Origin of the sequence: Nocardioides euryhalodurans, assembly GCF_004564375.1 — a bacterium.
GTDB classification, from domain to species: Bacteria; Actinomycetota; Actinomycetes; order Propionibacteriales; family Nocardioidaceae; genus Nocardioides; species Nocardioides euryhalodurans.
The window spans coordinates 1,089,853-1,115,014 of sequence record NZ_CP038267.1 but is presented as its reverse complement, the minus strand read 5'-3'; the positions used below and the strand labels follow the sequence as shown (position 1 = coordinate 1,115,014).

At 71.5% G+C, this 25,162-nt stretch carries 33 protein-coding genes; 29 read left to right on the top strand and 4 right to left on the bottom strand.

Going from position 1 to position 25,162, the window contains the following annotated elements; all coding sequences use genetic code 11:
* Window positions 1–8: 8 nt before the first annotated feature.
* From EXE57_RS05215 to EXE57_RS05120, 21 genes are all read left to right on the top strand, one after another.
* On the top strand, window positions 9–380 hold the full coding sequence (locus tag EXE57_RS05215) for a response regulator transcription factor (protein ID WP_135074640.1): 372 nt from the start codon (window positions 9–11) through the stop codon (window positions 378–380).
* The gene (locus EXE57_RS05210) at window positions 377–1,426 is read left to right on the top strand and encodes a HEAT repeat domain-containing protein (protein ID WP_135074638.1); all 1,050 of its coding nucleotides are present in this window, start codon (window positions 377–379) and stop codon (window positions 1,424–1,426) included. The genes EXE57_RS05215 and EXE57_RS05210 overlap by 4 nt, the downstream gene beginning before the upstream one ends.
* On the top strand, window positions 1,423–2,871 hold the full coding sequence (locus EXE57_RS05205) for a glycosyltransferase family 2 protein (protein ID WP_208542977.1): 1,449 nt from the start codon (window positions 1,423–1,425) through the stop codon (window positions 2,869–2,871). Before EXE57_RS05210 ends, EXE57_RS05205 begins: the two co-directional genes overlap by 4 nt.
* Window positions 2,872–2,992: 121 nt before the next feature.
* Complete coding sequence (gene rpmE, locus EXE57_RS05200) at window positions 2,993–3,208, top strand: 50S ribosomal protein L31 (protein WP_135074636.1); 216 nt, start codon at window positions 2,993–2,995, stop codon at window positions 3,206–3,208.
* Between the two features lie 82 nt (window positions 3,209–3,290).
* On the top strand, window positions 3,291–4,364 hold the full coding sequence (gene prfA, locus EXE57_RS05195) for a peptide chain release factor 1 (RefSeq protein WP_135074634.1): 1,074 nt from the start codon (window positions 3,291–3,293) through the stop codon (window positions 4,362–4,364).
* The gene (gene prmC / locus EXE57_RS05190) at window positions 4,361–5,200 is read left to right on the top strand and encodes a peptide chain release factor N(5)-glutamine methyltransferase (protein ID WP_135074632.1); all 840 of its coding nucleotides are present in this window, start codon (window positions 4,361–4,363) and stop codon (window positions 5,198–5,200) included. The genes prfA and prmC overlap by 4 nt, the downstream gene beginning before the upstream one ends.
* A gap of 5 nt (window positions 5,201–5,205) precedes the next feature.
* Complete coding sequence (locus tag EXE57_RS05185) at window positions 5,206–5,871, top strand: L-threonylcarbamoyladenylate synthase (protein WP_135074630.1); 666 nt, start codon at window positions 5,206–5,208, stop codon at window positions 5,869–5,871.
* Window positions 5,872–5,876: 5 nt separating this feature from the next.
* Window positions 5,877–7,016: a glycosyltransferase family 4 protein gene (locus EXE57_RS05180; protein ID WP_135074628.1), complete on the top strand. Its 1,140-nt coding sequence runs from the start codon at window positions 5,877–5,879 to the stop codon at window positions 7,014–7,016.
* Between the two features lie 79 nt (window positions 7,017–7,095).
* On the top strand, window positions 7,096–7,521 hold the full coding sequence (locus tag EXE57_RS05175; protein WP_135074626.1) for a Cg1360 family ATP-synthase-associated protein: 426 nt from the start codon (window positions 7,096–7,098) through the stop codon (window positions 7,519–7,521).
* Between the two features lie 30 nt (window positions 7,522–7,551).
* Complete coding sequence (locus tag EXE57_RS05170) at window positions 7,552–7,794, top strand: AtpZ/AtpI family protein (RefSeq protein ID WP_135074624.1); 243 nt, start codon at window positions 7,552–7,554, stop codon at window positions 7,792–7,794.
* A 13-nt stretch (window positions 7,795–7,807) separates the two neighbouring features.
* On the top strand, window positions 7,808–8,614 hold the full coding sequence (gene atpB, locus EXE57_RS05165; protein WP_135074622.1) for a F0F1 ATP synthase subunit A: 807 nt from the start codon (window positions 7,808–7,810) through the stop codon (window positions 8,612–8,614).
* An 82-nt stretch (window positions 8,615–8,696) separates the two neighbouring features.
* Window positions 8,697–8,906 (top strand): ATP synthase F0 subunit C, encoded by a 210-nt coding sequence (gene atpE / locus EXE57_RS05160; protein ID WP_279633190.1) that lies wholly within the window; start codon window positions 8,697–8,699, stop codon window positions 8,904–8,906.
* Between the two features lie 35 nt (window positions 8,907–8,941).
* The gene (locus EXE57_RS05155) at window positions 8,942–9,481 is read left to right on the top strand and encodes a F0F1 ATP synthase subunit B (RefSeq protein WP_425271710.1); all 540 of its coding nucleotides are present in this window, start codon (window positions 8,942–8,944) and stop codon (window positions 9,479–9,481) included.
* Window positions 9,478–9,975: a F0F1 ATP synthase subunit delta gene (locus EXE57_RS20130; protein WP_244247000.1), complete on the top strand. Its 498-nt coding sequence runs from the start codon at window positions 9,478–9,480 to the stop codon at window positions 9,973–9,975. Before EXE57_RS05155 ends, EXE57_RS20130 begins: the two co-directional genes overlap by 4 nt.
* The gene (locus EXE57_RS20125) at window positions 9,930–10,283 is read left to right on the top strand and encodes a F0F1 ATP synthase subunit delta (RefSeq protein ID WP_244247074.1); all 354 of its coding nucleotides are present in this window, start codon (window positions 9,930–9,932) and stop codon (window positions 10,281–10,283) included. Before EXE57_RS20130 ends, EXE57_RS20125 begins: the two co-directional genes overlap by 46 nt.
* Window positions 10,284–10,338: 55 nt before the next feature.
* Entirely contained in the window at window positions 10,339–11,976 is a 1,638-nt protein-coding gene (gene atpA, locus EXE57_RS05145; RefSeq protein WP_135074618.1) for a F0F1 ATP synthase subunit alpha, read from the top strand.
* 3 nt (window positions 11,977–11,979) lie between these two features.
* Complete coding sequence (locus tag EXE57_RS05140) at window positions 11,980–12,909, top strand: F0F1 ATP synthase subunit gamma (RefSeq protein WP_135074616.1); 930 nt, start codon at window positions 11,980–11,982, stop codon at window positions 12,907–12,909.
* A 19-nt stretch (window positions 12,910–12,928) separates the two neighbouring features.
* Complete coding sequence (gene atpD, locus EXE57_RS05135; protein ID WP_425271702.1) at window positions 12,929–14,401, top strand: F0F1 ATP synthase subunit beta; 1,473 nt, start codon at window positions 12,929–12,931, stop codon at window positions 14,399–14,401.
* A gap of 5 nt (window positions 14,402–14,406) precedes the next feature.
* Complete coding sequence (locus tag EXE57_RS05130; RefSeq protein ID WP_135074612.1) at window positions 14,407–14,802, top strand: F0F1 ATP synthase subunit epsilon; 396 nt, start codon at window positions 14,407–14,409, stop codon at window positions 14,800–14,802.
* 93 nt (window positions 14,803–14,895) lie between these two features.
* A complete protein-coding gene (locus tag EXE57_RS05125; RefSeq protein WP_135074610.1) occupies window positions 14,896–15,336 on the top strand; it encodes a DUF2550 domain-containing protein in 441 nt (146 codons plus the stop codon).
* Window positions 15,333–16,493, top strand: coding sequence for an MFS transporter (locus tag EXE57_RS05120; RefSeq protein WP_135074608.1), 1,161 nt, complete (start codon window positions 15,333–15,335; stop codon window positions 16,491–16,493). The genes EXE57_RS05125 and EXE57_RS05120 overlap by 4 nt, the downstream gene beginning before the upstream one ends.
* Before the next feature lie 67 nt (window positions 16,494–16,560).
* On the opposite strand, the gene EXE57_RS05115 is transcribed toward EXE57_RS05120, so the two are convergent.
* On the bottom strand, window positions 16,561–17,136 hold the full coding sequence (locus EXE57_RS05115) for a cob(I)yrinic acid a,c-diamide adenosyltransferase (protein WP_135074606.1): 576 nt from the start codon (window positions 17,134–17,136) through the stop codon (window positions 16,561–16,563).
* A 63-nt stretch (window positions 17,137–17,199) separates the two neighbouring features.
* On the opposite strand from EXE57_RS05115, the gene EXE57_RS05110 reads away from it, so the two are divergent.
* The 3 genes from EXE57_RS05110 to EXE57_RS05100 all read left to right on the top strand — a co-directional run bounded on the left by EXE57_RS05110 (window position 17,200) and on the right by EXE57_RS05100 (window position 20,306).
* Entirely contained in the window at window positions 17,200–17,793 is a 594-nt protein-coding gene (locus EXE57_RS05110) for a hypothetical protein (protein ID WP_135074604.1), read from the top strand.
* Window positions 17,794–17,924: 131 nt separating this feature from the next.
* On the top strand, window positions 17,925–18,227 hold the full coding sequence (locus EXE57_RS05105; RefSeq protein ID WP_135074602.1) for an STAS domain-containing protein: 303 nt from the start codon (window positions 17,925–17,927) through the stop codon (window positions 18,225–18,227).
* Window positions 18,228–18,314: 87 nt separating this feature from the next.
* A complete protein-coding gene (locus EXE57_RS05100) occupies window positions 18,315–20,306 on the top strand; it encodes a protein meaA (protein WP_208542976.1) in 1,992 nt (663 codons plus the stop codon).
* Window positions 20,307–20,321: 15 nt separating this feature from the next.
* Here the strand turns inward: EXE57_RS05100 and EXE57_RS05095 are convergent, their stop codons facing one another.
* Complete coding sequence (locus tag EXE57_RS05095; RefSeq protein WP_135074598.1) at window positions 20,322–20,819, bottom strand: DUF427 domain-containing protein; 498 nt, start codon at window positions 20,817–20,819, stop codon at window positions 20,322–20,324.
* A 28-nt stretch (window positions 20,820–20,847) separates the two neighbouring features.
* Between EXE57_RS05095 and EXE57_RS05090 the strand changes: the two genes are divergently transcribed.
* The 5 genes from EXE57_RS05090 (at window position 20,848) to EXE57_RS05070 (ending at window position 24,038) form a co-directional block, all read left to right on the top strand.
* On the top strand, window positions 20,848–21,105 hold the full coding sequence (locus tag EXE57_RS05090; RefSeq protein ID WP_135074596.1) for a hypothetical protein: 258 nt from the start codon (window positions 20,848–20,850) through the stop codon (window positions 21,103–21,105).
* Between the two features lie 21 nt (window positions 21,106–21,126).
* Window positions 21,127–21,357: a hypothetical protein gene (locus EXE57_RS05085; RefSeq protein ID WP_135074594.1), complete on the top strand. Its 231-nt coding sequence runs from the start codon at window positions 21,127–21,129 to the stop codon at window positions 21,355–21,357.
* An 86-nt stretch (window positions 21,358–21,443) separates the two neighbouring features.
* Window positions 21,444–21,968 (top strand): ferritin, encoded by a 525-nt coding sequence (locus tag EXE57_RS05080; RefSeq protein WP_135074592.1) that lies wholly within the window; start codon window positions 21,444–21,446, stop codon window positions 21,966–21,968.
* A gap of 31 nt (window positions 21,969–21,999) precedes the next feature.
* On the top strand, window positions 22,000–22,926 hold the full coding sequence (locus EXE57_RS05075) for an FAD-dependent oxidoreductase (protein WP_135074590.1): 927 nt from the start codon (window positions 22,000–22,002) through the stop codon (window positions 22,924–22,926).
* A 74-nt stretch (window positions 22,927–23,000) separates the two neighbouring features.
* Window positions 23,001–24,038: an ATP-binding protein gene (locus EXE57_RS05070; protein ID WP_135074587.1), complete on the top strand. Its 1,038-nt coding sequence runs from the start codon at window positions 23,001–23,003 to the stop codon at window positions 24,036–24,038.
* Between the two features lie 64 nt (window positions 24,039–24,102).
* Here the strand turns inward: EXE57_RS05070 and EXE57_RS05065 are convergent, their stop codons facing one another.
* Window positions 24,103–24,420, bottom strand: a complete 318-nt coding sequence (locus tag EXE57_RS05065) for a DUF952 domain-containing protein (RefSeq protein ID WP_135074585.1) — start codon at window positions 24,418–24,420, stop codon at window positions 24,103–24,105.
* On the bottom strand, window positions 24,420–25,106 hold the full coding sequence (nucS, locus tag EXE57_RS05060) for an endonuclease NucS (protein WP_135074583.1): 687 nt from the start codon (window positions 25,104–25,106) through the stop codon (window positions 24,420–24,422). The genes EXE57_RS05065 and nucS overlap by 1 nt, the downstream gene beginning before the upstream one ends.
* Window positions 25,107–25,162: the final 56 nt, after the last annotated feature.

Below are 25,162 nucleotides of genomic sequence, written 5' to 3'. Positions count from 1 at the left end.
GAACACCCGTGGCCAGGATCCTTGTCGCCGACGACGACGTCGACATCCGTGAGCTCGTCGAGTTCAAGCTCTCGACCATGGGCCACGACATCGTGGCGGTCGGTGACGGCGCTGCCGCCATCGACGCCTGCATGGCGGAGAAGCCGGACCTCGCGGTCCTCGACGTGATGATGCCGGGTGTCTCCGGCCTCGACGCCATCCGTGCGATCCGCGCCGAGCCCGCGCTCGCCGACCTCCCGGTGATCCTGCTGACCGCGCGGGCCCAGGAGTCCGACGTCGAGACCGGCTTCGACTCCGGCGCCGACGACTACATCACCAAGCCGTTCAGCCCGCGCGAGCTCGCCTCGCGCGTGCAGGCGCTGCTCTCCCGCTCCAGATGACGATCGGTCACATCGGTTACTGGGCCGCTGTGACCATCGGTCTCGGGTGCCTCGTCGTCGTCATCTCGCTCATCGTGATCAGGCTGCACGCCGATCGCGAGGAGCGACTCACCCACGAGCTGCGGACACCGCTCTGGCGGGTCGTGCTGACCCTGAGCGCCGGCGAGCCCGACGAGGTCGAGGACGCCCACCGCCGGCTCCTCGGGCTCTCCGCCGACGAGCGCCGCGCCGTCGAGGACGACGCCTTCGCCCTGGTGCCCAAGCTCCGGGGGGAGGCCCGGCAGCGGGTGCGCGACGTGCTGCGCGCCTGGGGCTCGGTCGACCAGGCCCGCAACTCCACGACCAGTCCGTCGGCCGTACGACGGGCGCGTGGCTACTACCGGCTCGGGGTGCTGGCCCTCGACGAGCGGGCGGGCGACGTCCTCGCCGGGCTCGACGACCGCGACTTCACCGCCCGTCGCACGGCGATGCTCGCCCTGGCGAGCTTTCCGAGGCCCGAGGTGATCGAGCAGATGCTCTCGACCGCCGCCGCGGACCCGCGCCTGCGCCACGACTTCCTCGCGGCCGTCGACCAGATCGGCGAGCCGGCGGCCGCCGTGCTCGTGGCCCGGCTCGAGGAGCCGGTGACGACCGACCCCGTGCGCGAGCAGTGGCTGGCTGCGGAGGCGCTGGGTCTGGTGGGCAACTACACCGCGGTCCCGGCCCTCGAGGCGTGCCTCAAGGAGCCCGACGAGGAGCTGCGGATCGCCGCCCTCCAGGCGCTCGGCGAGCTCGGGGCGCCGGGCTCGATGACCGGGGTCGCCTCCCAGCTCGGCGACGCCTCGCCGGAGATCCGCCGCTCGGCCACGACGGCCGCCGGGATGATCGGCGGGCCGTCGGCGCTCCTCGTGCTGGAGATCGGGCTCGGTGACGAGGACGTCGAGGTGGCGCGTACGGCCGCCAACGCCCTGCGCCGCTCGGGCAGGGCGGGGCGCACCATCTTGGAGTCGACGAGCGTTCCCGTGGCTCGGGAGGCGCTCGCGCTCGCCGATCTGAGGGCCTCGTGAGCGACGCGCTCGAGGTCGCCGTCCTCGTCCTCACCATCGGCATCGCGGCCTACTCCGTGATGATCAACCTCAGCTTCCTGGTGCTGACCGGGTTCGCGATGGGCGACCTCGCCGGCTACCGCCGGCGTCTCGAGTACGCCGGCTACGACCAGTGGTTCCTCGACCCGAACTCGCGCGGTGTCTCGGTGCTGATGCCGGCCCACAACGAGTCGGCCACCATCGTGCAGTCGGTCCAGGCGATGATCTCGCTGCGCTACCCCGACTTCGAGGTCGTCGTCATCGACGACGGCTCCACCGACGACACCCGCGAGAAGCTGATCCGCGAGTTCGACATGGCCCCCGTGCCCCTGGTCCCGAGCGGGGACATCGAGCTCGAGGGAGTGGTCGAGCAGACGTACGTCAGCCGTCGCGGCGCCCACAACCTCGCCCTGGTCGCCAAGACCAACGGCGGCAAGGCCGACGCGCTCAACGCGGGGATCAACTACTCCCGCAAGGAGCTGGTCTGCATGGTCGACGCGGACTCGCTGCTCGACCCCCAGGCGTTGCTCAACGTGGCGCGACCCTTCGCCGACAACCCCGGACGGGTGGTCGCCGCCGGCGGCGTGGTCCGGGTGGCCAACGGCTCGCGCGTCGAGCGGGGCCGCGTGACGTCGTTGCGGATGCCGGGGCGGCTGCTCGCCAGGATCGCGGTGGTCGAGTACCTCCGCGCCTTCCTCATCGGCCGGGCCGGCTGGTCGCGCCTCGGTGGGCTGCTCATCATCTCCGGGGCCTTCGGCATCTTCCGCAAGGACGTGCTCCAGGCAGTCGGAGGGATGTCGGTCAACAGCATCGGCGAGGACGCCGAGCTGGTGGTGCGGATCCACCGGATGCTGGGCGACCTCGAGCAGGAGGGCGACGTGGTGTTCGTGCCCGAGCCCGTCGCGTGGACCGAGGTGCCCGAGACGCGTGCCGTGCTGCGCAAGCAGCGCCGCCGCTGGCACCGCGGGCTGGCCGAGATCTTCCTGCGCCACCGGTCGATGCTGTTCCGTCCCCGCTATGGCGTGATCGGGATGGTCACGATGCCCTGGTTCCTCTTCTTCGAGCTGCTCGCGCCCGCCGTCGAGGTCTTCGGTCTGCTGTGGTTCCTCTTCCTGCTGCTCCTGCTGCTGACCGAGAACTGGTACCCCCAGCTCGACCTGGTCAACCCCGAGGTCGTGGTGCTGCTGCTCGCGGCGTCGGTGCTGTTCGCCGTCTTCGTCACGCTCGTGGCGCTGCTGGCCGAGGAGCTGTCCTTCCGCCGCTACCGCGGCCTGCGCGACCTGTTCCGCGCGGTCTGGGCCGCCGTGGAGGAGAACCTCGGCTACCGGCAGCTCAACGCCTTCTGGCGTCTCGGCGGCCTGGTCGAGGCGCTGCGGGGGACCCGCCACGACTGGGGCGAGATGACCCGCAAGGGCTTCGACGAGTAGATCCCCTGCGGGGAATGCCTCGATTCCCCGCATCGTTGAGGGGAGTGGCACACTGTGCCGAGGTTCCGGTTCACGCTGCCCGCGTCCGCGGGTGCGACCCGGCGACTCGAGAGAGGACACCATGCAGAAGGACATCCACCCCGACTACGTCGCGACCACGGTCACCTGCACCTGTGGGGCGACGTTCACCACGCGCAGCACCTCGACGAGCGGCTCCATCCACGCCGACGTGTGCTCGCAGTGCCACCCGTTCTACACCGGCAAGCAGAAGATCCTCGACACCGGCGGCCGCGTCGCCCGCTTCGAGGCCCGCTACGCCAAGGCAGGCAAGAAGTAGCCACGCCGCCCGCACCGGCCATCCGACTGGGTGGCCGGTGCTTGCATTTCCGCGTCCGTCCGTCGCCGAGCGAGGAGTCACCGTGTTCGAGGCCGTGAGCGGGCTGGTCGACGAGCGCGCCGTGCTCGAGCAGCAGCTGGCCGACCCGGCCACGCACGCCGACCAGGGACTCGCCAAGCGCCTCAACCAGCGCTACGCCGAGGTCTCCTCGATCGTGCGGGCCTGGGAGGAGTGGCGGGCGCTGGGCGAGGACCTCGTGGCAGCCCGTGAGCTGGCGGCCGACGACCCGGACTTCGCGGACGAGGCCGATGCGCTGGAGGCGCGGCTGGTTGTCGCCGCCGAGCGGCTCCAGCACCTGCTCGTGCCTCGGGACGCCGCCGACTCCAAGGACGCGATCCTCGAGGTGAAGTCGGGGGAGGGTGGCGAGGAGTCCGCCCTGTTCGCCGGCGACCTGCTGCGGATGTACACCCGTCATGCGGAGACGCGTGGCTGGACGACGGAGGTCCTCGACGCCACCGAGTCCGACCTCGGCGGCTACAAGTCGGTCACCGTCGCGGTCAAGGCCCGGGGGACCTCCGAGCCGGGGCAGGCGCCGTACGCGCTGCTGAAGTTCGAGGGCGGCGTGCACCGCGTCCAACGGGTGCCGGTCACCGAGTCCCAGGGCCGGGTGCACACCAGCGCAGCCGGGGTGCTCGTGATGCCCGAGGCCGAGCAGGTCGACGTGACGATCGACGAGAACGACCTGCGCATCGACGTCTTCCGCAGCAGCGGTCCGGGCGGGCAGAGCGTCAACACCACCGACTCGGCCGTCCGGATCACCCACGTGCCGTCGGGGATCGTCGTCAGCTGCCAGAACGAGAAGAGTCAGCTCCAGAACCGCGAGCAGGCGATGCGGATCCTGCGCGCCCGGTTGCTCGCGGCCGCGCAGGAGGAGGCCGACGCCGCCGCGGGCGAGGCCCGTCGCAGCCAGGTCCGGACGGTCGACCGCTCCGAGCGGATCCGCACCTACAACTTCCCCGAGAACCGGATCTCAGACCACCGCACCGGCTACAAGGCCTACAACCTCGACCAGGTGCTCGACGGCGACCTCGGCCCGGTGCTCGAGTCCTGCGTCCGGGCCGACCTCGAGGCCCGGCTGGCCGCCCTGGAGCAGTGACGGTGCGGTCGCTCCGCAGGGCCGCCGCCGACCGGCTCCGCGAGGCGGGGGTCGCCTCGCCGGAGCGCGACGCCGACGAGCTCCTCGCGCACGTGCTGGGCCTCGGGCTCGGACGCCTCCCGCTGGTGGAGTCGGTCACCCCCGAGCAGCAGCAGGCCTACGACGCGCTGCTGGCCCGGCGGGCGGCGCGGGAGCCCCTGCAGCACCTGCTCGGGACCGCCGCGTTCCGCCACGTCGAGCTCGCGGTGGGCCCGGGCGTCTTCGTGCCGCGGCCGGAGACCGAGCTGCTGGCGGGCTGGGCGGTCGAGCGTGCCCGGGAGGTCGCCGACCCCGTGGTGGTCGACCTCTGCACCGGGTCCGGTGCGATCGCCCGCGCCGTTGCCGACGAGGTGCCCCACGCCCGGGTGCACGCCGTCGAGCTCGATCCCGACGCCCACCGCTGGGCCGAGCGCAACCTCGCCGGCACCGGGGTCGACCTCCGGCTCGGCGACATGGCCGAAGCCTTCGACGACCTGGCCGGGTCGGTCGACGTGATCACCTGCAACCCGCCGTACATCCCGCTCACCGCCTGGGAGTCAGTGGCGCCGGAGGCCCGGGACCACGACCCGCACCTCGCCCTCTTCTCGGGCGAGGACGGCCTCGACGCGCTCCGCGTGCTCGAGGCGCGGGCGGCGCGACTGCTGCGCCCCGGCGGCTGGGTCGGGGCGGAGCACGCCGACGCCCAGGGGGAATCGGCACCCGCGCTCTTCGTGGCCGCCGGACGGTGGGAGCGGGTCCGCGACCACCGGGACCTGGCCGGGCGTCCGCGCCACGTCACGGCGCGGCTGGCACCATAAGGCCCGTGACGCACGCGCAGCGCCTTCCGACCGGCACCGACGACGAGCGCGAGGCAGCCATCGCGGCTGCGACGCAGGCCGTCCAGCAGGGCGACCTGGTCGTCATCCCGACCGACACCGTCTACGGCATCGGGGCGGACGCCTTCGACGCCGACGCGGTCGCCGACCTGCTCGACGCCAAGGGCCGGGGTCGGGAGATGCCGCCGCCGGTCCTCGTGAGCGCCGCGACGACCGTCGACGCCCTCGCGACCGGGCTGCCGGGCTACGCCCGCGCCCTGATCGAGGAGTTCTGGCCCGGCCCGCTGACCCTGGTGTGCCGACAGCAGCCCTCGCTGCAGTGGGACCTGGGCGAGACCCGCGGCACGGTCGCGATCCGGATGCCCGACCACGACGTCGCCCTGGCCGTCCTCGAGCGCACCGGCCCGCTCGCGGTCAGCTCGGCCAACCTCACCGGTCGGCCAGCGGCGCTGGACGCCGAGGCCGCCGAGGAGATGCTGGGGGAGGAGGTCGCCGTCATCGTCGACGCCGGCCCGGCCCCCGGGGGCGAGGCGTCCACGATCGTGGACGTCACGGGGGACCAGGGGCGGGTCCTGCGCCGGGGCGCCCTCAGCCTCGAGGACCTCAACGCCGTGCTCGAGCCGCTCGGGGCCACCCTGACCGACGAGGGCTGAGGCCCGTGCGCGAGTACCTGCTGGTCTTCCTCGTCTCGGCGGCGGTCACCTACCTGCTGACCGTCTTCGCGCGCGAGATCGCCATCCGCACGGGCGCCGTGGCCGAGGTCCGTGACCGGGACGTCCACGCCGAGCCGATCCCGTACCTCGGCGGGCTGGCGATGTTCGGCGGGCTCGTCGCGGCGTACGCCGTGGCGCGCGAGCTGCCCTTCCTCTCCACCGCCGGGCCGTTCGTGTTCGAGGACGCGGGAGCGGTGCTGCTGGCGGGTGGGCTGGTCTGCGGGGTCGGGGTGCTCGACGACCTCTTCGAGCTCGACGCCCTGACCAAGCTCGGCGGCCAGGTGATCGCGGTGGCCTTCCTCATCTACTCCCAGATCCAGTTCGTCTTCATTCCGCTCCCCAACGGGGAGCAGTTCTCGCTCGACCCGGCGCAGGGGGCGCTCCTGACCGCCGTGATCGTGGTGGCGACCATCAACGCGGTGAACTTCGTCGACGGCCTCGACGGCCTCGCCGCGGGCGTGGTCGGCATCGGGGCGGCGGCGTTCTTCGTCTTCAGCTATCAGCTCGCCGACATCAACCGGGTCACGCTGGCGACCACGGGCGCGCTGCTGTCGGCGGCGCTCGCCGGCGCCTGCGCGGGCTTCCTGCCGCACAACTTCCACCGGGCCCGGCTCTTCATGGGCGACAGCGGCTCGATGCTGCTCGGGCTCGTGCTCTCGGCCAGCGCCCTGACCCTCACGACCCAGTTCCAGGGCACGGAGATCAGCCGCGGGGGAGCGGGCTCGGACGTGAACCCCATCGCGTTCTTCCTGCCGCTGCTGCTGCCGATCTCGATCCTGATCGTCCCCATCGCGGACTTGGCGCTGGCCGTCGTACGGCGGACCCGCGCGGGCCGGTCCCCGTTCGCGCCCGACAAGCAGCACCTGCACCACCGGCTGCTGGAGATCGGCCACAGCCAGCGCCGGGCCGTGGTGATCATGTGGCTCTGGGCGGCCCTGATCGCCTTCGGGACGGTCCTCGCGAGCCTCTACACCGGGATGCTGATGTGGGCCGCGCTGATGGCCGGGACCGCCATCACGATCACGCTGACCTTCCTGGTGCCGGTCGTGCAGCCGCCGCACCTGGCCGTCCACGACGAGGAGTGAGGGGGGGCGGTTTCGGCCGCTCCGGGACTTTGTGATAGTTTTCACGAACTCCGACAACCGACCGGACAGGCCGCCCGACATGACGACCTCGAACCACCTCCACCCCCTCGCAGCCGCGGCTGCCGCGGGCGTGGCGGCCGGGGTCCTCGTCGTGGTCGCCGGCGCCGCGGTCGACGGCTCCGCGGGTGCCGCGGGCGCTGCCGTCGGGGCTGCGGTCACGCTGACGGTGTTCGCCTTCGGTGCCGTGTCGGTCGACCTGGCCACCCGGATCCAGCCCCGCTCGGGACTGCTCGTCGCGCTGGTCACCTACGCGCTCCAGGTCGTCGTCCTGGTCCTCTTCTTCGCCCGGTTGCGGCAGTCGACGCTGCTCGAGGACACCCTCGACCCGCGCTGGCTCGCCGCCTCCGTCGTGGTCGTCACGCTCACCTGGACGGCCCTCCAGATCGTCACCTGGCACCGTGGCGGGACGCCTGTCCGGACCGTGGCCACCGGGGGTGAACGATGACCCGGAGCGGCTGCTATTGTCCGGGGCGCGATGGCTTCCCCCGCATCCCCCACACCACCCGCAGAGGGCCCGCCGAAGGGCGATCCCTGGCAGGCGTTCAGCTACCTCGTCACGGGTGTCCTGTTCTACGGTCTTGTCGGGTGGGCGCTCGATCGCTGGCTCGAGACGAGCTTCCTCGTGATCATCGGGATCTTCGTGGGGGCAGGACTCGGGATCTACATGACCTTCGGCCGCTTCGGCGGCTTGCGCGGCAGGAAGGACGAGCAGCAGTGAGGCAGGAGACCAGGTGACCGTCACGACCGGTTTCGACGTCAGGGCCAGCGAGGGTGGAGGCTTCCACGCTCCCGGGCCGGGGAGCTTCGAGCTCCCGCCCGTCTTCTACGTCGGCGAGTTCGGCGTCACCAAGCCGATGCTGCTCCTCATCCTCTCGGCCGTCCTGGTCGTCGGCTTCACCTGGATGAGCGCCCGCAAGGCCGCGATGGTGCCGAGCCGCCTCCAGTTCGCCGGCGAGACCGTCTACGGCTTCGTCCGCAACAGCCTCGCCCGCGACAACATCGGCGGCGAGCACTTCATGAAGTTCGTGCCGTACCTCTTCGCGCTCTTCATGTTCATCCTCGTGAACAACTACTACGGGATCTTCCCGTTCCTGCAGTTCCCGAGCTTCTCGCGGATCGGCTTCGTGCTGCCGCTCGCGCTGATCTCCTGGGCCGTCTACATCGGCGCCGGCGTGTGGAAGCACGGCCCGTTCGGCTACCTCAAGCACCAGACGATGCCCGGGGGGATCGGGGGACCGGTGCTCCTGCTGCTGGTGCCCCTGGAGTTCTTCTCCAACATCATCGTCCGGCCGATCACGCTCACGCTCCGTCTGTTCGGCAACATGTTCGCCGGCCACCTGCTGCTGATCCTGTTCGCCACCGGCGGCGCCGCGCTGCTCACCAGCGGCAACGTCCTCTATGCCGGGGTCGGCGTCCTCTCGTTCGCCCTGGGCATCGCCGTCAGCTTCCTCGAGATGCTGGTGATGTTCCTGCAGGCGTACGTCTTCACGCTCCTCTCCGCGATGTACATCGGCGAAGCGATCGCCGAGGAACACTGATCCACCGCCACACCTGAACAACCCCGCAGTTCTCAACACAAGAGAGACGACGTCATCGTCGTCAACGACGAAAGGAACAGCCGTGGAAGGCTCCATCAACATGGTCGGTCTCGGCCTCGCCGCCATCGGTCCGGGCGTGGGCATCGGCCTGATCTTCGCCGCGCTCGTCAGCGGTGTCGCCCGTCAGCCGGAGGCCGAGAGCCGCCTCCGCAGCATCGCCATCCTGGGCTTCGTGCTCGCCGAGGCGCTGTTCATCATCTCGGTCGCGCTCGCGTTCGTCCTGCCCATCTGACGTAGTCCCAAGGAGTCCCAGTGATGGACACGGCAATCCGGGCGGCAGAAGAGGCTCACAACCCGCTGCTCCCGATCGTCTCGGAGATCATCCTCGCGCTGATCGTCTTCGGCATCGTGGTCGTGGCGGTCAAGAAGTTCGTCGTGCCGAACTTCGAGAAGACCTACGCCGAGCGCACCACGGCGATCGAGGGCGGCCTGGCCGCGGCCGAGACCAAGCAGGCCGAGGCCGACGCCAAGCTCGCCGAGCTCGAGCAGCAGCTCGGCGAGGCGCGCCACGAGGCGGCCCGGATCCGCGAGGAGGCTCGCGAGCAGGGCGCGCAGATCGTTGCCGAGATGCGCGACCAGGCCCAGACCGAGTCGGCTCGGATCGTCGAGCACGGCAAGGCCCAGATCGAGGCCGAGCGGCAGCAGGCCGTGGCCTCGCTGCGGGCCGAGGTCGGCGCCCTGGCGACGCAGCTCGCCGGTCGCATCGTGGGTGAGAGCCTGGAGGACGACGACCGTTCCGCACGTGTCGTCGACCGCTTCCTGGCCGACCTCGAGGCCGCCGAGGGCGCGGGGAACGAGGCCCGATGACCATGCGTGGTGCGTCGGCCGAGGCGCTCGCCGACCTGCTCGAGGCACTCGGGCAGGCGTCGGGCTCCGACCTTGCGAGGGTGGGTGAGGACCTGTTCGCGGTCGCCGAGGTGCTCCGCGCCGAGGCGGGCCTGCGCCGGGTCGCCACCGACGTGTCGACCGACCGGGACGCCAAGTCCGGGCTGGTGCGCAGCCTCTTCGAGGGCAAGGTCGAGCCGACTTCGCTCGACCTGGTCGCCGACGCCGTACGCCGCCGCTGGACCGCCACGCGGGACCTCGCCGACGCCCTCGAGCACCTCGGTGTCGTGGCCGTCGTCCGGTCCGCCGGCTCGTCGGACGCCGACCGGCTCGCCGACGAGCTCTTCGGGGTCCACCGGGCCATCGAGGAGAACCACGACCTGCGGGGGCGCTCGCCGACCCCACCAGGTCGCGCGAGGACAAGCGGGCCCTGGTCCGCGGCCTCCTCGAGGGCAAGGCGCTGCCGGCGACGGTGACACTGTCCGAGCAGGCCCTGTCCGGCTCCTACCGCACGGTGGGGGTCGCGCTGGAGGAGTACCAGAAGGTCGCCGCCTCGGTGAACGACGAGCGGGTGGCGGAGGTCCGGGTCGCACAGCCCCTGGCCGAGGCCGACCGCGTACGCCTCGAGCAGGCGCTGAGCCGCCAGTACGACCGCGAGGTGCACCTCAACGTCGTGGTCGACCCGACGCTGCTCGGCGGCATGCGGGTCGCCATCGGTGACGACGTCATCGACGGCACGGTGGTCGCCCGGCTGGACCACGCCCGACGCAAGCTGGCCGGCTGACCGGCCCACCCAACCCGAATCAACCAGTACCGCGAGAGCCAGGAAAGAGGCAGAGATGACGGAGCTTTCGATCCGTCCGGAGGAGATCCGGGACGCGCTGCAGCGCTTCGTGTCCGAGTACCAGCCCGACGCTGCGAGCAAGGAAGAGGTCGGCACGGTCGCCCAGACCGCTGACGGCATCGCCCGTGTCTCCGGGCTGCCGTCGGCCATGGCCAACGAGCTGCTGGAGTTCGAGGACGGCACCCTCGGCATCGCCCTGAACCTCGACACCCGCGAGATCGGCGTCGTCGTCCTGGGTGACTTCGACAAGATCGAGGAGGGCCAGGCGGTCCGCCGCACCGGCGAGATCCTCTCCGTGCCCGTCGGCGACGCCTTCATGGGCCGGGTCATCGACCCGCTCGGCACCCCCATCGACGGCCTCGGCGACATCGAGTCCTCCGAGCGCCGCGCGCTGGAGCTCCAGGCCCCGGGCGTGATGGCGCGCAAGTCGGTGCACGAGCCGCTCGCGACCGGCATCAAGGCGATCGACGCCATGACGCCGATCGGCCGTGGCCAGCGCCAACTGATCATCGGTGACCGGTCGACCGGCAAGACGACGATCGCGATCGACACGATCATCAACCAGAAGCAGAACTGGGACTCCGGTGACCCCGACAAGCAGGTGCGTTGCATCTACGTCGCGGTCGGCCAGAAGGGCTCCACGATCGCTGCGGTCCGCGGCGCCCTCGAGGAGGCCGGCGCGCTCGAGTACACCACCATCGTCGCCTCCCCGGCGTCGGACAGCGCGGGCTTCAAGTACCTCGCCCCCTACACCGGCTCGGCCATCGGCCAGCACTGGATGTACGACGGCAAGCACGTCCTGATCGTCTTCGACGACCTGACCAAGCAGGCCGAGGCCTACCGCGCGGTGTCGCTGCTGCTGCGCCGCCCGCCGGGCCGCGAGGCGTACCCCGGTGACGTCTTCTACCTCCACAGCCGCCTGCTGGAGCGTTGCGCCAAGCTCTCCGACGAGATGGGCGCCGGCTCGATGACCGGGCTCCCGATCATCGAGACCAAGGCCAACGACGTCTCGGCCTACATCCCGACCAACGTCATCTCCATCACCGACGGCCAGATCTTCCTGCAGTCGGACCTGTTCGCCGCCAACCAGCGCCCCGCGATCGACGTGGGTGTGTCGGTGTCGCGCGTGGGTGGTGCCGCCATGACCAAGGCGATGAAGGCCGTCACCGGCTCGCTCAAGGTCGACCTGGCACAGTTCCGCGCCATGGAGGCGTTCGCGATGTTCGCCTCCGACCTCGACGCGGCGTCCCGGCAGCAGCTCGACCGTGGCTCGCGCCTGATGGCGCTGCTGCGGCAGCCGGCGTACTCCCCGTACCCGCTGGAGGAGATGGTCGTGTCGCTGTGGATCGGCACCACCGGCCGCCTCGACAAGGTCCCCACCGAGGACGTGCTCCGGTTCGAGAGCGAGTTCCTGGACTACCTGCGCCGCTCCCACAGCGGGATCCTCTCCGCCGTCCGTGAGTCCCAGAAGTTCGAGGACGACACCGCGACGTCGCTGGAGGACGCCTACAACTCCTTCCTCGACCAGTTCGAGACCTCCGAGGGCGGGGCGATCAAGGTCGGCAACGAGCCCGAGGCCGAGGCGCTGGAGGACGAGGACCAGGAGCAGATCGTCAAGCAGAAGCGGGGCTGACCGATGGCCTTGTCAGTGCGTGAGTACCGGGCACGGATCAAGTCGACGGAGTCGATGAAGAAGATCACCCGTGCCATGGAGCTCATTGCTGCGTCGCGGATCATCAAGGCGCAGCAGCGGGCCCAGTCCGCGGCGCCGTACGCCCGCGAGCTCACCCGGGCGGTGTCGGCGGTGGCGACGTACTCCAACGTCGAGCACCCGATGACGCGCGAGCCGGAGAACCCCACGCGGGCCGCCGTGCTCGTGGTCACCAGTGACCGGGGTCTGGCCGGGGCGTACTCCTCGAGCGTTCTGAAGGAGTCCGAGCGGCTCGCCCAGACGCTCCGCGAGGAGGGCAAGGAGGTCGACACCTACATCTGCGGCCGGAAGGGCGAGGCGTACTTCAAGTTCCGCCAGCGTCCCGTCGTCCAGTCGTGGACCGGGTTCTCCGACCAGCCCTCCTACGAGGTGGCCCAGGAGGTGGGTCAGGCCCTCATCGACGCCTTCATGGACGGCGAGGGCGACGAGGAGCCGACCGAGCGGGCCGTCGACGAGGTGCACGTGGTCTACACGCGCTTCCGGTCGATGATCACGCAGGAGCCGACCGCCGTACGCCTGCTGCCGCTCGAGGTCGTCGAGGGGGAGGACAAGCCGTCCTCCGAGGACGTGCTCCCGCTCTACGAGTTCGAGCCGTCGCCGGAGCAGGTCTTCGACAGCCTGCTGCCGAAGTACGTCCAGAGCCGGATCTTCTTCGCGCTGCTGCAGGCGGCGGCCTCGGAGCTCGCCGCCCGACAGAAGGCGATGAAGGCCGCGACCGACAACGCCGACGAGCTGATCAAGAAGTACACCCGGATCGCGAACCAGGCCCGTCAGGCCGGCATCACCCAGGAAATCAGCGAGATCGTCGGTGGCGTCAACGCGCTCGCCGATGCCAACGCCGCCGCAGGCGAATGACCGCCATCAACGCTAGTGAGTGAGAGAGACGAACATGTCTGCCACTGTTTCTGAGACCACCGAGAAGAAGGCCGAGCCCGGCGTGGGCCGGATCGCCCGCGTCATCGGCCCGGTCGTCGACGTCGAGTTCCCCGTCGACGCCATGCCCGAGATGTACAACAAGCTCGAGTCCAAGCTCGAGCTGGGCGGCGAGACCCGGACCCTGTCCCTGGAGGTCGCGCAGCACATCGGTGACGGCATGGTCCGCGCCATCTCGCTGCAGCCGACCGACGGCCTGGTCCGCGGTGCCCAGGTGACCGACACCGGCGGGCCGATCTCGGTCCCCGTCGGCGACGCGACCAAGGGCCACGTCTTCAACGCCCTCGGCGAGTGCCTCAACCTCGCGGAGGGCGAGACGCTCGACGTGCAGGAGCGCTGGGGCATCCACCGCAAGGCGCCGGCCTTCGACCAGCTCGAGTCGAAGACCCAGATGTTCGAGACCGGCATCAAGGTCATCGACCTGCTGACGCCGTACGTGCTGGGCGGCAAGATCGGCCTGTTCGGCGGTGCCGGCGTCGGCAAGACCGTGCTCATCCAGGAGATGATCGCGCGCGTCGCCAAGGACCACGGTGGTGTGTCGGTGTTCGCCGGCGTCGGTGAGCGCACCCGTGAGGGCAACGACCTGATCGCGGAGATGGAGGAGGCCGGCGTCATCGGCCAGACCGCCCTCGTCTTCGGCCAGATGGACGAGCCGCCGGGCACCCGGCTGCGGGTCGCGCTGTCCGCGCTGACGATGGCCGAGTACTTCCGCGACGTGCAGAAGCAGGACGTGCTCCTCTTCATCGACAACATCTTCCGCTTCACCCAGGCCGGTTCGGAGGTGTCGACCCTGCTGGGCCGGATGCCGTCCGCGGTGGGCTACCAGCCCAACCTGGCCGACGAGATGGGCGTGCTGCAGGAGCGGATCACCTCGACCCGCGGTCACTCGATCACCTCGATGCAGGCGATCTACGTGCCGGCGGACGACTACACCGACCCGGCTCCTGCGACCACCTTCGCCCACCTCGACGCCACGACGGAGCTCTCCCGCGAGATCGCCTCGCTCGGCATCTACCCGGCCGTGGACCCGCTGACCTCGACGTCGCGGATCCTCGACGCCCAGTACATCGGTGACGAGCACTACCGCTGCGCGATCCGGATCAAGCAGATCCTGCAGCGCAACAAGGAGCTCCAGGACATCATCGCGATCCTCGGTGTCGACGAGCTGTCCGAGGAGGACAAGATCATCGTGTCCCGGGCCCGCCGGATCCAGCGGTTCCTCTCGCAGAACACCTACGTCGCCAAGCAGTTCACCGGTATCGAGGGCTCCACGGTCCCCGTGGGCGACACGATCGAGGCGTTCAACAAGATCGCCGACGGCGAGTACGACCACGTGGCCGAGCAGGCCTTCTTCATGTGCGGCGGTCTGGACGACGTCGAGAAGAAGTGGTCCGAGATCCAGAAGAGCCTCTGATCGTCATGGCAGACACCAACCTGCAGGTCGAGCTGGTCGCCGCCGACCGCCTCGTGTGGTCGGGCGAGGCCACCATGGTCATCGCCCGCACCACCGAGGGGGACATCGGCGTCCTGCCCGGCCACGCACCGAACCTCTCGCTGCTCGTCGACGGAGTGGTGGACATCCGCACCGTCGACGGGGAGACCTGGGTCGCGGCCGTGAGCGCGGGCTTCCTGTCCGTCGCCCACGACCGGGTGTCGGTCCTCGCCGAGTACGCCGAGCTCTCCCGCGACATCGACCTCGAGAAGGCGCGCAACGACCTCGAGCGGGCCCAGGCGGCCGGCGAGGACGAGGACGACGCCCTCGCACGGGTGCGCAACGCGGAGGCCAGGATCCGGGCGGCCGAGCGAGCCTCCTGACCGGGATGGATGACCGACGGTCGTGGGCCGCGGATCGCCCGATATGGTGACGCCACGCCCATCGGCCGACCGGGTGGACAGTCAGGAGGACGGATGCCGCTCTGGCAGCTGCTGCTCGACGCAGCCGGTGCCGTGCTGGTGCTCGTCCTGCTCTACGGCCTCGCCCTGGTCATCCGTCGCCGGGTGCTCTCCCGCCACGGCGGCACCTTCGAGCTCAGCTACCGCGTCCGGTCCGAGAGGGCCGGGCGCGGTTGGCTTCTCGGGCTCGGTCGCTACAGCGGCGACTCGCTGGAGTGGTTCCGCATCTTCTCCCTCGCGCCGCGTCCCAAGCGGGTGTGGCTGCGCGACGGGCTCTCCTACACCAGCCACCGCGACCCCGAGGGGCCCGAGCGGGTCTCCCTCTATCCCGACCACGTCGTGGTGCGCTGCAGCTCGCCGAAGGGCGACCTCGAGCTCGCCATGTCCACCAGCTCCCTGACCGGGCTGCAGGCCTGGCTGGAGGCGGCCCCGCCCGGGACGGCCACGACGGTGTGACCGACGTACTCCCCGCGCGGAACGCGGTCGCCGTCGTCTTCGTCCTCAACGGCTTCTGCTTCGCCTCCCTCTTCTCCCGGGTGCCCGACATCCGCAGCGGGCTGGACCTCGGCAACAGCGCTCTCGGCCTGTTGCTGCTGGCGGGGGCGGCCGGCTCGGTGCTGGCCCTGCCCGCGGCCGGCGCGCTGATCCGTCGGTCGAGCGCAGCCGCGGTGGTCCGTGCCGGCGGTCTGGCGGTGGCGCTCGGGCTGCCCGTCGCGGCCGCGGGTGCGAGCGTCGCGGGTTCGGTGGGGCTCACCGCCGTCGGGCTGTTCGTCTACGGCGCCGGCACGGGCGTCTGGGACGTCGCGATGAACGTCGAGGGTGCCGCGGTCGAGCAGCGGCTCGGCCGGGCGATCATGCCGCGCTTCCACGCGGCGTTCAGCCTGGGCACCGTCACAGGCGCCGGGGTCGGGGTGCTGATGACGGCGGTGGGCGTCCCGATGGTCGGGCACCTGGTCCTCGCGGCGGCGGCTGCGCTGCTCGTGCTCGGGACCACCCGGGCCTTCCTGCCGGCCGCGCCCGAGGCCCACGGCGCGCCGGCCGCCAGTGCCTGGCTGGAGCCGCGGACCCTCGCGGTGGGCCTGATGGTGCTCGCCTTCGCGCTGACCGAGGGCTCCGCCAACGACTGGCTGGCGCTCGCCCTGATCGACGGGTACGACACCCCGCAGTGGGTCGGTGTGGCCGGCTTCGCGGCCTTCGTCACCGCGATGACGGCCGGGCGGATGCTCGGGACGAGCGTGCTCGACAGGTTCGGGCGGGTGCCGGTGCTGCGGACGACGGCGCTGCTCGCCCTGGCCGGCCTGCTGCTGCTCGTGCTCGGCCCCCACCCCGTGCTCGTGGGGCTCGGGGTCGTGCTGTGGGGCCTCGGGGCCTCGCTCGGGTTCCCGGTGGGGATGAGCGCGGCCGCCGACGACCCCGCCCGCGCGGCGGCGCGGGTGAGCGTGGTGTCGACGATCGGCTACGTCGCCTTCCTCGCAGGCCCACCGGTCCTCGGTTTCGTCGGTGACCGGGTCGGGACGCTGGAGTCGCTGCTCGTCGTGGCGGCGCTGCTGGTGCCGGCGACGCTGCTGGTGTCCGTCGCGCGGGAGCCGGCCTGGGCCGACGAGCCCGCCTGAGCCGACGACGAGCCGGCCCCGCGCGCGGTGCGCAGGGCGTGACCCTCGTGGGGGCCTGGCGTGGTGGCTAGGAGCGTTCCCCGCCGGGCACCCAGAGGACGTCGCCCAGCTCGCGGTTCGCGTGGCGGGCGAGGATGAACAGCAGGTCCGAGAGGCGGTTGAGGTAGGTGATGGCGAGCTGGTTCATGGAGTCGGCGTGGTCCGCCCATGCCGCCCAGGCCGAGCGCTCGGCCCGGCGTACCACGGTGCGGGCGACGTGCAGGTGGGCCGCGCCCGCGGTGCCGCCGTTGAGGATGAAGGAGCGCAGCGCCGGCAGGTCCTCGTTGAACTCGTCGCACCAGCCCTCGAGCCGGTCCACGTAGGCCTGCTCGATCCGCAGCGGCGGGTGCTCGGGGTCGGCCACCACCGGCGTGCACAGGTCGGCCCCCACGTCGAAGAGGTCGTTCTGGACCCGCGTCAGGACCCCGACGACCTCCTCGGCCAGGTCCCCGGTCGCCAGTGCCACGCCGATGTGGGCGTTGGCCTCGTCGACGTCGGCGTACGCCGCCAGCCGGGTGTCGGTCTTGGCGGTCTCGGAGAAGTCGCCGAGCCGGGTCGTGCCGCCGTCTCCGGTGCGCGTGTAGATGCGGGTGAGGTTGACCATGGCTGCACTGTAGGACTCCGCCGGAGCGCGTCCGCTCACGGGAGCCTCGCTAGGTTCGGGGGCATGGACCGGCGGAGCACCACCACCGCGCTCGCCGCGGCTCCGGCGCTGGCGCTGGCCGTCGCCGGGCTCGTCCATCCCCACTCGCTCACCACGGAGTCCGCCGACACCTGGCTGTGGCTGCACCTCGTCGGGATGTTCGTCTTCCCGCTCGTCGGCGCGGGCCTGGTCGTGCCGCTGCGGGGGCGGCGTGACCCGCTCGCCTGGGGCGTGAGGGCGGCCGCCTTCGTCTACGCCGTCGCCTACACCGCTCTCGACGTGATCAGCGGCGTCACCGCCGGGTACGTCACCGGCCGGCTGCCGGCGGGGGCGTCCCGGCCGGAAGAGGTCTCGTGGATCTTCCGGATCGGCACCCCGGTCGGTGAGGTGGGCTCCTGGGCGCTCCTGCTCGCGACCACGCTGCTGCTCGTCGACGGCGTCCACCGGCTGCGCGTGCGCGCCCTCTCGCTGGTGACCCTGCCGCTGGGTGCGTGGGGCGTCCACGTCGACCACATCTTCTCCCCGACGGGTGTGGCGGGGATGCTCCTGATCGCCGTCGGCACCGCAGCCGCCGTCTGGTGGTCCGATCCTCCGCCACCTGCGCGACACGCGGCCTGATCGGGCGGCCTTGGCAACCGATCCGGGGTGACGGGCGTCATAGTGGGTGACAGGGGGAGCCGCCCCGGACGGGTGGCGACTTTCGGAGGGGTCGGGCCGACGCGGGGCGGACCGGCAGAACGGGGCAGACGATGGACATCCTCACCGACGGTCCGACGCTGGTGCTCTGCGGCGACTTCGACGCGCGGAGCACCTCCCGGGTGCGCTCCGCGCTCCACGAGCGCCTCGAGGAGAGCGAGCACGAGGTCGTCGTCGACCTCACCCACGTCGAGTCCGTCGACCTGCCGGCGCTGCGGGTGCTCGCCTACGCCAGCCACGCCGCCCCGCGCACCGGCCACCACGTGACGCTGCGCGGCTGCGGTCCCCAGGTGCTCCGGATGCTCCACCTCTCGCGCCTGATCCGCTTCGTCGAGGTCGACCGCGACGCCGCCTGAGCGCCTCCTGCGGACCGAGATCGTGTGCAGAACCCCACACGGCCAAGCGGTTACCAGCGCGTAGCCCACGGGCCTACCCTTCGAGCCATGAGCGAGAAGGACCGCCCCTGGGTGATGCGGACGTACGCCGGCCACTCGACCGCCGCGGCGTCCAACGCCCTCTACCGCACCAACCTGGCCAAGGGGCAGACCGGGCTCTCGGTCGCCTTCGACCTGCCCACCCAGACCGGCTACGACCCGGACTCTCCGCTCGCCCGGGGCGAGGTCGGCAAGGTCGGCGTGCCCGTGCCCCACCTGGGCGAGATGCGGCGGCTCTTCGACGACATCCCGCTGACGGAGATGAACACGTCGATGACCATCAACGCGGTCGCGATGTGGCTGCTGGCGATGTACCAGGTGGTCGCGGAGGAGCAGAACCCCGACCTCTCCCCGGAGGAGGTCGCCGCCCAGCTCGCCGGCACCACCCAGAACGACATCATCAAGGAGTACCTCTCGCGGGGGACGTACGCGTTCCCGCCCGAGGCGTCCATGCGGCTGATCGCCGACATGATCGCGTACACGGTCCACCAGGTCCCGAAGTGGAACCCGATCAACATCTGCAGCTACCACCTGCAGGAGGCCGGCGCGACGCCGACGCAGGAGCTGGCCTACGCGCTGTGCACCGCGATCGCGGTGCTCGACCAGGTGAGGTCGTCCGGCCAGGTCTCCGAGGAGGACTTCGGCCGGGTGGTCGGCCGGATCTCCTTCTTCGTCAACGCCGGCGTCCGCTTCGTCGAGGAGACCTGCAAGATGCGGGCCTTCGTCGAGCTGTGGGACCAGATCACCCGGGAGCGGTACGGCGTCACCGACCCCAAGATGCGCCGCTTCCGCTACGGCGTGCAGGTCAACTCGCTCGGCCTCACCGAGGCGCAGCCGGAGAACAACGTGCAGCGGATCGTCCTGGAGATGCTGGGCGTCACGCTCAGCAAGAACGCCCGCGCCCGGGCCGTCCAGCTCCCCGCCTGGAACGAGGCCCTCGGGCTGCCGCGCCCCTGGGACCAGCAGTGGTCGTTGCGGCTGCAGCAGGTGCTGGCCTACGAGTCCGACCTTCTCGAGTACGACGACATCTTCGACGGCTCGCACGTCATCGAGGCGAAGGTCGCCGAGCTGGTCGAGGGCGCGCGGGCCGAGATCGACCGGGTGCAGGCGATGGGCGGCGCGATCGAGGCCGTGGAGTACATGAAGCAGGAGCTGGTCTCCTCCCACGCCACCCGCCGGGCGCGGATCGAGTCGGGGGAGGAGACGATCGTCGGCGTCAACAGGTACGAGACCACCGAGCCCTCCCCGCTGACCGCCGACCTCGACGGGGCGATCATGGCGGCGGACCCGGAGGCCGAGCAGACCGCCCTGGCGGGGCTGGCGGCCTGGAAGGCGCAGCGCGACGAGACCGAGGTCACCGACGCGCTGGCCGCGCTGGCCGCAGCCGCCAAGACCGACGCCAACCTGATGGCGCCGACCCTGGTCGCGGCGCGCGCCGGTGCGACGACGGGGGAGTGGGCGGCCACGCTGCGCGAGGTGTTCGGGGAGTACCGCGGACCCACCGGCGTCTCCGGCGCGGTCGGGGTCGTGGAGGCGGGCGAGGAGCTGACCGCCGTGCGCGCCCGGGTGCGGGAGACCGGTGAGGAGCTCGGCGGCCGGCTCCGGCTGCTGGTCGGCAAGCCCGGCCTCGACGGCCACTCCAACGGCGCCGAGCAGGTCGCGGTCCGGGCCCGGGACGCCGGCTTCGAGGTGATCTACCAGGGCATCCGGCTCACGCCCGAGCAGATCGTCGCGGCCGCGGTCGCGGAGGACGTCCACTGCGTCGGGCTCTCCATCCTCTCCGGCTCCCACATGGAGCTGGTGCCGACGGTGCTCGACGGGCTGCGCGAGGCCGGCCTCGACGACGTGCCCGTGATCGTCGGCGGGATCATCCCCGACTCCGACGGCCGCCGGCTGCGGGAGGCCGGGGTTGCGGCCGTCTTCACGCCGAAGGACTTCGGCCTCACCGAGATCATGGGTGGCATCGTCGACGAGATCCGCCGGGCCCACGGGCTGGACTGACGGACGGCCCGGGGCTCACCAGCCCCAGGAACCGGGCCCGCCCTTGAAGGGACCGACCACGCGCGAGGTCACCCAGCCGCCGTAGAAGCCGCCCTCCTGGGGACGCACCGCCTCACCGTCGACCGTGCACGCGTCGACCGCGCCGGGCATCACGGCGAGGTGGTCGCCGATCACCTCGAACCCGTGGGCGGGGCGGGGATAGGTCCACGCGGCGCGCGGTGCCCGACGGCCACCGGCCGACAGGTCGAAGTACGCGGCCTCGCCCTTCCACTCGCAGTGGGTCGTGCCGTCGACCGGCAGCAGCACGCCCTCGGCGAAGGCCGAGCGCGGCAGGTAGTACGTCGGCGGGTGGCTGGTCTCCAGGACGCGGTAGGTCTTCGTCGACCGGGCGACGAGCTCGCCACCGAGGCGCACCTCGACCGTCTCGCTGCTCGGCTCGACCCGCGGTGGCCGGGGGTAGTCCCAGACCGACTCCTGGCCCGGCCCGACCGGATCGGGGATGACGCGAGGCATGCCGACAGCCTAGGCATAGCCTCGAACCATGAGCGACCTGCAGTGCCCGGCCCGGATCCTGCTGGTGCGGGAGCGCCCGGCGGTCGGCGCCGGAGGCATCCGGACGGCCGCGGAGTACGACGCCCCGGTGGACCTCGCCGAGCTCGCCGACCGTCATCGGGGCGAGACGGTGGTGGTCGTGGGGGAGCACCCGCACGGGCCGGGGGACGTGCTGGTCGAGATCGACGCCGACGGCTGGCGCGTCACTCCGTGGGACGGCGACGACGTTGAGGCAAGGCTTACCTAAGCAGGCTGCTACAGTGCCGCCGTGGGCAAGGACAAGAAGAAGGGGAAGAAGGGCGAGGCAGGCCTCGCGAAGCTCCCCAAGAAGAAGTGCTGCGAGTCGAAGTCGCGGTGCAACCGCTGCCCCCTGCGCATGCTCAAGGAGGGCAGCCTTCCTGCCGGCTACACCGTCCACAAGCGCAAGCTGGTGACGGTCGAGAAGGCCATCAGCATCAAGGCCGCCAAGCAGGCGAAGAAGGCCGGGACGGCAGCCTGAGGACAGGCAAACCTTCGATGCACCCGGACAGCGCACCTGCGATGCTCGGCACCGGACGTCGTACTCGCGAACCCCAGGAGTGAGAAGTGCCCGCACCACGCTTCGTCGATCAGCTCAACACCCAGATCGGCAACGAGCTGGCCGCCCACAACCAGTACCTCGCCTGCGCGGTCTACTACGACGCGCTGACGATGCCGCAGATGGCGGCCCTCTTCTACGGCCAGGCGCTCGAGGAGCGCGGGCACGCGATGATGATGGTCCAGTACCTCCTCGACACCGACGCGGAGGTCGTGATCCCGGGCGTCGACGCCCCGCGGGCCACCTTCGAGGACGTCGTCGCACCGGTGCAGCTCGCGCTCGAGCAGGAGCGCCGCGTCACCGAGCAGATCAACAGCCTGCTGCGGATCGCCCGCGAGGAGTCCGACTTCGCTTCCGAGCAGTTCATGCAGTGGTTCATCAAGGAGCAGGTCGAGGAGGTCGCCACCATGACCGACCTGCTCGCGGTCGTCTCGCGCAACCGCGACGACATCGAGGACATCGAGGAGTACGTCGCCCGCGAGCAGTCCTCCGAGGCCGACGACCCGACCGCCCCGCGCGAGGCGGGCGCCTGACAGCAGCGCCGCTCCACGGCAGGATCGTCCCGTGCGTGTGATCGTGGTCGGTGCCGGGGTCGTGGGGCTGAGCTGTGCCCTGCGGCTGCTCGAGGACGGCCACGACGTGGCGGTCCTCGCGCGCGACCTGCCGCTCGAGACGACCTCGGCGGTGGCCGCTGCCCTCTGGTACCCCTACCGCGCCCTGCCGCAGGACCGGGTCACGGCCTGGGCGAGCCGCTCGCGCGAGGTCTTCACCGAGCTCGCCGGCGACGACGCCACCGGGGTCCGGCTCCGGGAGGGGATCGAGGTCTTCACCGAGGCCCAGCCGGACCCGTGGTGGGCCGCCGCGGTGCCCGACCTGCGTCGGAGGCCGAGGCTGCCCGACGGGTACGTCGACGGCTGGTCGTTCCTCGCCCCGGTCGTCGAGATGCCCGTCTACCTGACCTGGCTGCGCGACCGGGTCCTCGCAGGCGGTGGCTCGGTGACCCGCCTCGCGCTGGCGGCCCTGCCCTCCGGGGGAGACCTGGTCGTCAACTGCTCCGGGCTGGGGGCGCGCCACCTCGCCGGCGACCCGACCGTGCTCCCGGTGCGCGGCCAGGTCGCGATCGTGGAGCAGCCGGGGATCGACCGCTGGATGCTCGACGGTGCGGGACCGACGTACGTCGTGCCGCGCGCGGACGACGTCGTGGTCGGTGGCACCGACGACGAGGGCGAGTGGGACCGTGCCCCGGTCGCCGAGGTGACGCGGGAGATCCTCGCGCGGGCGACCAGGCTGGTGCCGGAGCTCGCCGGCGCCCGCGTGCTCCGGACCCGGGTGGGGCTCCGGCCGACCCGTCCGGTGGTGCGGCTCGAGCGCGTGGGGCACGTCGTGCACGCCTACGGGCTCGGCGGCGCCGGGGTGACGCTGAGCTGGGGCGTCGCCGACGAGGTGGCCTCCCTCGCAGGTGCCGACGGCACCTCGGCCACGGCCGGGTAACGCACCTCCCACGCGTCGGTGACGATGTGACAGAAGTGTGCGGTGGGGGAGAAATGCGTTCCTAGGATGCAGCGGTGCCCACGCTCTCCCAGCCCACGCCTGAGGTCCTCTCGGGGATCGTGGACGCCTCGCCCGACGCGCTCGTCGTCGTCGCGCGGGACGGGGCGGTCCGCTTCGCGAACACTGCGGCGGAGTCCCTCTTCGGGCGCCCCCGGGACGAGCTCGTCGGCGCCCGTGTCGCCGACCTGGTCCCCGACCTCGGGCTGGTCGTCAGCAGCGAGCGCCTGGAGCTGGTCGCGGTGGGTCCCGCAGGCGAGCTGCCGGTCGAGGTGTGGGCCAGTCCCGTGTCGGACGCGGGCGAGCCGCTGCTCGCCGTCACGGTCCGCGACCTGCGCGGTCGTCCCTCCCTGGCGGAGGCCTCCGCGAGAATGCGAGACGACCTGATCGCGAGCGTCTCCCACGAGCTGCGGACCCCGCTGACCTCGATCATCGGCTACACCGAGATCCTCGTCGACATGGGGGAGCAGGCCGTCTCCCAGCAGGCGGCCGAGCTGCTCTCGGTGATCGAGCGGAACGCCGCGCGCGAGCTGCGGCTCGTCGAGGACCTGCTGACGCTCGCGTCGCTCAAGACCTCCGGGCTGGCGTTCTGCGCGTCCCCGACGGACCTCGTCGCCGTCGTCGCCGACGTCGTGGGTGACCATGCGTCAACCGCGACCGAGGCCGGCGTCCAGCTCCACCACTCGGGTCCCTCGCAGCTGTGGGTCGCCGGCGACGTCGCCCGGCTCGGCCAGGTCGTGCGCAACCTCGTCGGCAACGCCCTCAAGTTCACCCCGGCCGGGGGGCGGGTCGTCGTCGAGCTCTCGGCCCAGGCCACCCATGGCGTCCTCGTGATCACCGACCAGGGGGTCGGCGTCGCCGCCGAGGAGCTGCCCCGCGTCTTCGAGCGGCTCTACCGCGGTGCCCACGCGGTCGCCGCCCACCTCCCCGGTGCCGGGCTCGGACTGCCGATCGTCAAGGGGATCGTGGACGCGCACGGCGGCGACATCGACGTGGAGAGCGAGCAGGGTCGCGGAACCCGCTTCGTGGTGCGGATCCCCCTCGCCACCGGCTAGGACGTGACGGTCGGGTCCCCGTCGCCCCCGTGCGGGGACCCGACCGTCACGCCGTGGCCGGAGGTCAGGCCGGGGCGGGCAGCGGCACGACGGCCACGACCGCGTCCGGGTCGATCGGCCCGAGCACGTGGGGGAAGGTCTCCTCGCCCACGGGCTCCTCCACGACGGGGGCTCGGAGCAGGTCGGTGTCGATCTCCAGCAGCACGAGCGGCTCTCCGACGTCGGCGTACCAGCGCCGCAGGACCTCGCGCCACTGGTCCTCGCGGCTGGCGTGGATGAAGCCCTCCTCCGCCAGGGTCCGGCCGCGGGTGGAGGTGGTGTAGCTGCCGGAGGCCCGTGCCTCCTCCCAGTCGGCGACCGTGGCGACGTGGAAGATCCGCATCAGAAGAGCCGATGCTCGGAGTCGTCGATGCCGCGCAGCGCGTCGTAGTCGACGACGGCGCAGGCGATGCCGCGGTCGGTCGCCAGCACCCGGGCCTGCGGCTTGATCTCCTGGGCGGCGAAGATGCCGCGGACCGCGCCCTTGCGGGTGAGGGCGGGGTCGCGGTTGAGCAGCTCGAGGTAGCGGGTCAGCTGCTCGACGCCGTCGATCTCGCCCCGACGCTTGATCTCGACCGCGACGCTGAGCCCCTCGGCGTCGCGGCACATCAGGTCGACCGGACCGATCGCCGTCGGGAACTCCCGGCGTACGAGCGAGAGGCCGGCGGCGAGGCTGGCGGGGTGCTCGGCGAGCAGCTCCTGGAGGTGCTTCTCGACGCCGTCCTTCTGCAGGCCGGGGTCGACGCCGAGGTCGTGGCTGGAGTCGTGGTGGACCTCCTCGAGGAGGATCCGCAGGGTGTCGTCGCTCTTGGCGCCGGTGACCGTCCACTCGACGATGCCGTCCTCGGTCACGCCCTCGCGGACCGTGCACGGCGGCGACATCCAGTTCAGCGGCTTGTAGGAGCCGCCGTCGGAGTGCACGAGGACCGAACCGTCGGCCTTCACCATGAGCACACGGGTCGCCATCGGGAGGTGCGCGGTCAGTCTTCCCGCGTAGTCGACCTGACATCGGGCCACGACGAGTCTCACGGACCGGAATCTATCGCGGGCCAGGGCAACGGTCTCAGGCGGGCAAGATCCACAGG

Bases quoted from the DNA above. Each gene is read 5' to 3' on its own strand.
- EXE57_RS05210 (WP_135074638.1), top strand. From the start codon at position 377: ATGACGATCGGTCACATCGGTTACTGGGCCGCTGTGACCATCGGTCTC.
- rpmE (WP_135074636.1), top strand. From the start codon at position 2,993: ATGCAGAAGGACATCCACCCCGACTACGTCGCGACCACGGTCACCTGC.
- EXE57_RS05175 (WP_135074626.1), top strand. From the start codon at position 7,096: ATGACGACCTCGAACCACCTCCACCCCCTCGCAGCCGCGGCTGCCGCG.
- EXE57_RS05170 (WP_135074624.1), top strand. From the start codon at position 7,552: ATGGCTTCCCCCGCATCCCCCACACCACCCGCAGAGGGCCCGCCGAAG.
- EXE57_RS20130 (WP_244247000.1), top strand. From the start codon at position 9,478: ATGACCATGCGTGGTGCGTCGGCCGAGGCGCTCGCCGACCTGCTCGAG.
- atpA (WP_135074618.1), top strand. From the start codon at position 10,339: ATGACGGAGCTTTCGATCCGTCCGGAGGAGATCCGGGACGCGCTGCAG.
- EXE57_RS05140 (WP_135074616.1), top strand. From the start codon at position 11,980: ATGGCCTTGTCAGTGCGTGAGTACCGGGCACGGATCAAGTCGACGGAG.
- EXE57_RS05130 (WP_135074612.1), top strand. From the start codon at position 14,407: ATGGCAGACACCAACCTGCAGGTCGAGCTGGTCGCCGCCGACCGCCTC.
- EXE57_RS05125 (WP_135074610.1), top strand. From the start codon at position 14,896: ATGCCGCTCTGGCAGCTGCTGCTCGACGCAGCCGGTGCCGTGCTGGTG.
- EXE57_RS05115 (WP_135074606.1), bottom strand. From the start codon at position 17,136: ATGGTCAACCTCACCCGCATCTACACGCGCACCGGAGACGGCGGCACG.
- EXE57_RS05110 (WP_135074604.1), top strand. From the start codon at position 17,200: ATGGACCGGCGGAGCACCACCACCGCGCTCGCCGCGGCTCCGGCGCTG.
- EXE57_RS05105 (WP_135074602.1), top strand. From the start codon at position 17,925: ATGGACATCCTCACCGACGGTCCGACGCTGGTGCTCTGCGGCGACTTC.
- EXE57_RS05100 (WP_208542976.1), top strand. From the start codon at position 18,315: ATGAGCGAGAAGGACCGCCCCTGGGTGATGCGGACGTACGCCGGCCAC.
- EXE57_RS05095 (WP_135074598.1), bottom strand. From the start codon at position 20,819: ATGCCTCGCGTCATCCCCGATCCGGTCGGGCCGGGCCAGGAGTCGGTC.
- EXE57_RS05090 (WP_135074596.1), top strand. From the start codon at position 20,848: ATGAGCGACCTGCAGTGCCCGGCCCGGATCCTGCTGGTGCGGGAGCGC.
- EXE57_RS05065 (WP_135074585.1), bottom strand. From the start codon at position 24,420: ATGCGGATCTTCCACGTCGCCACGGTCGCCGACTGGGAGGAGGCACGG.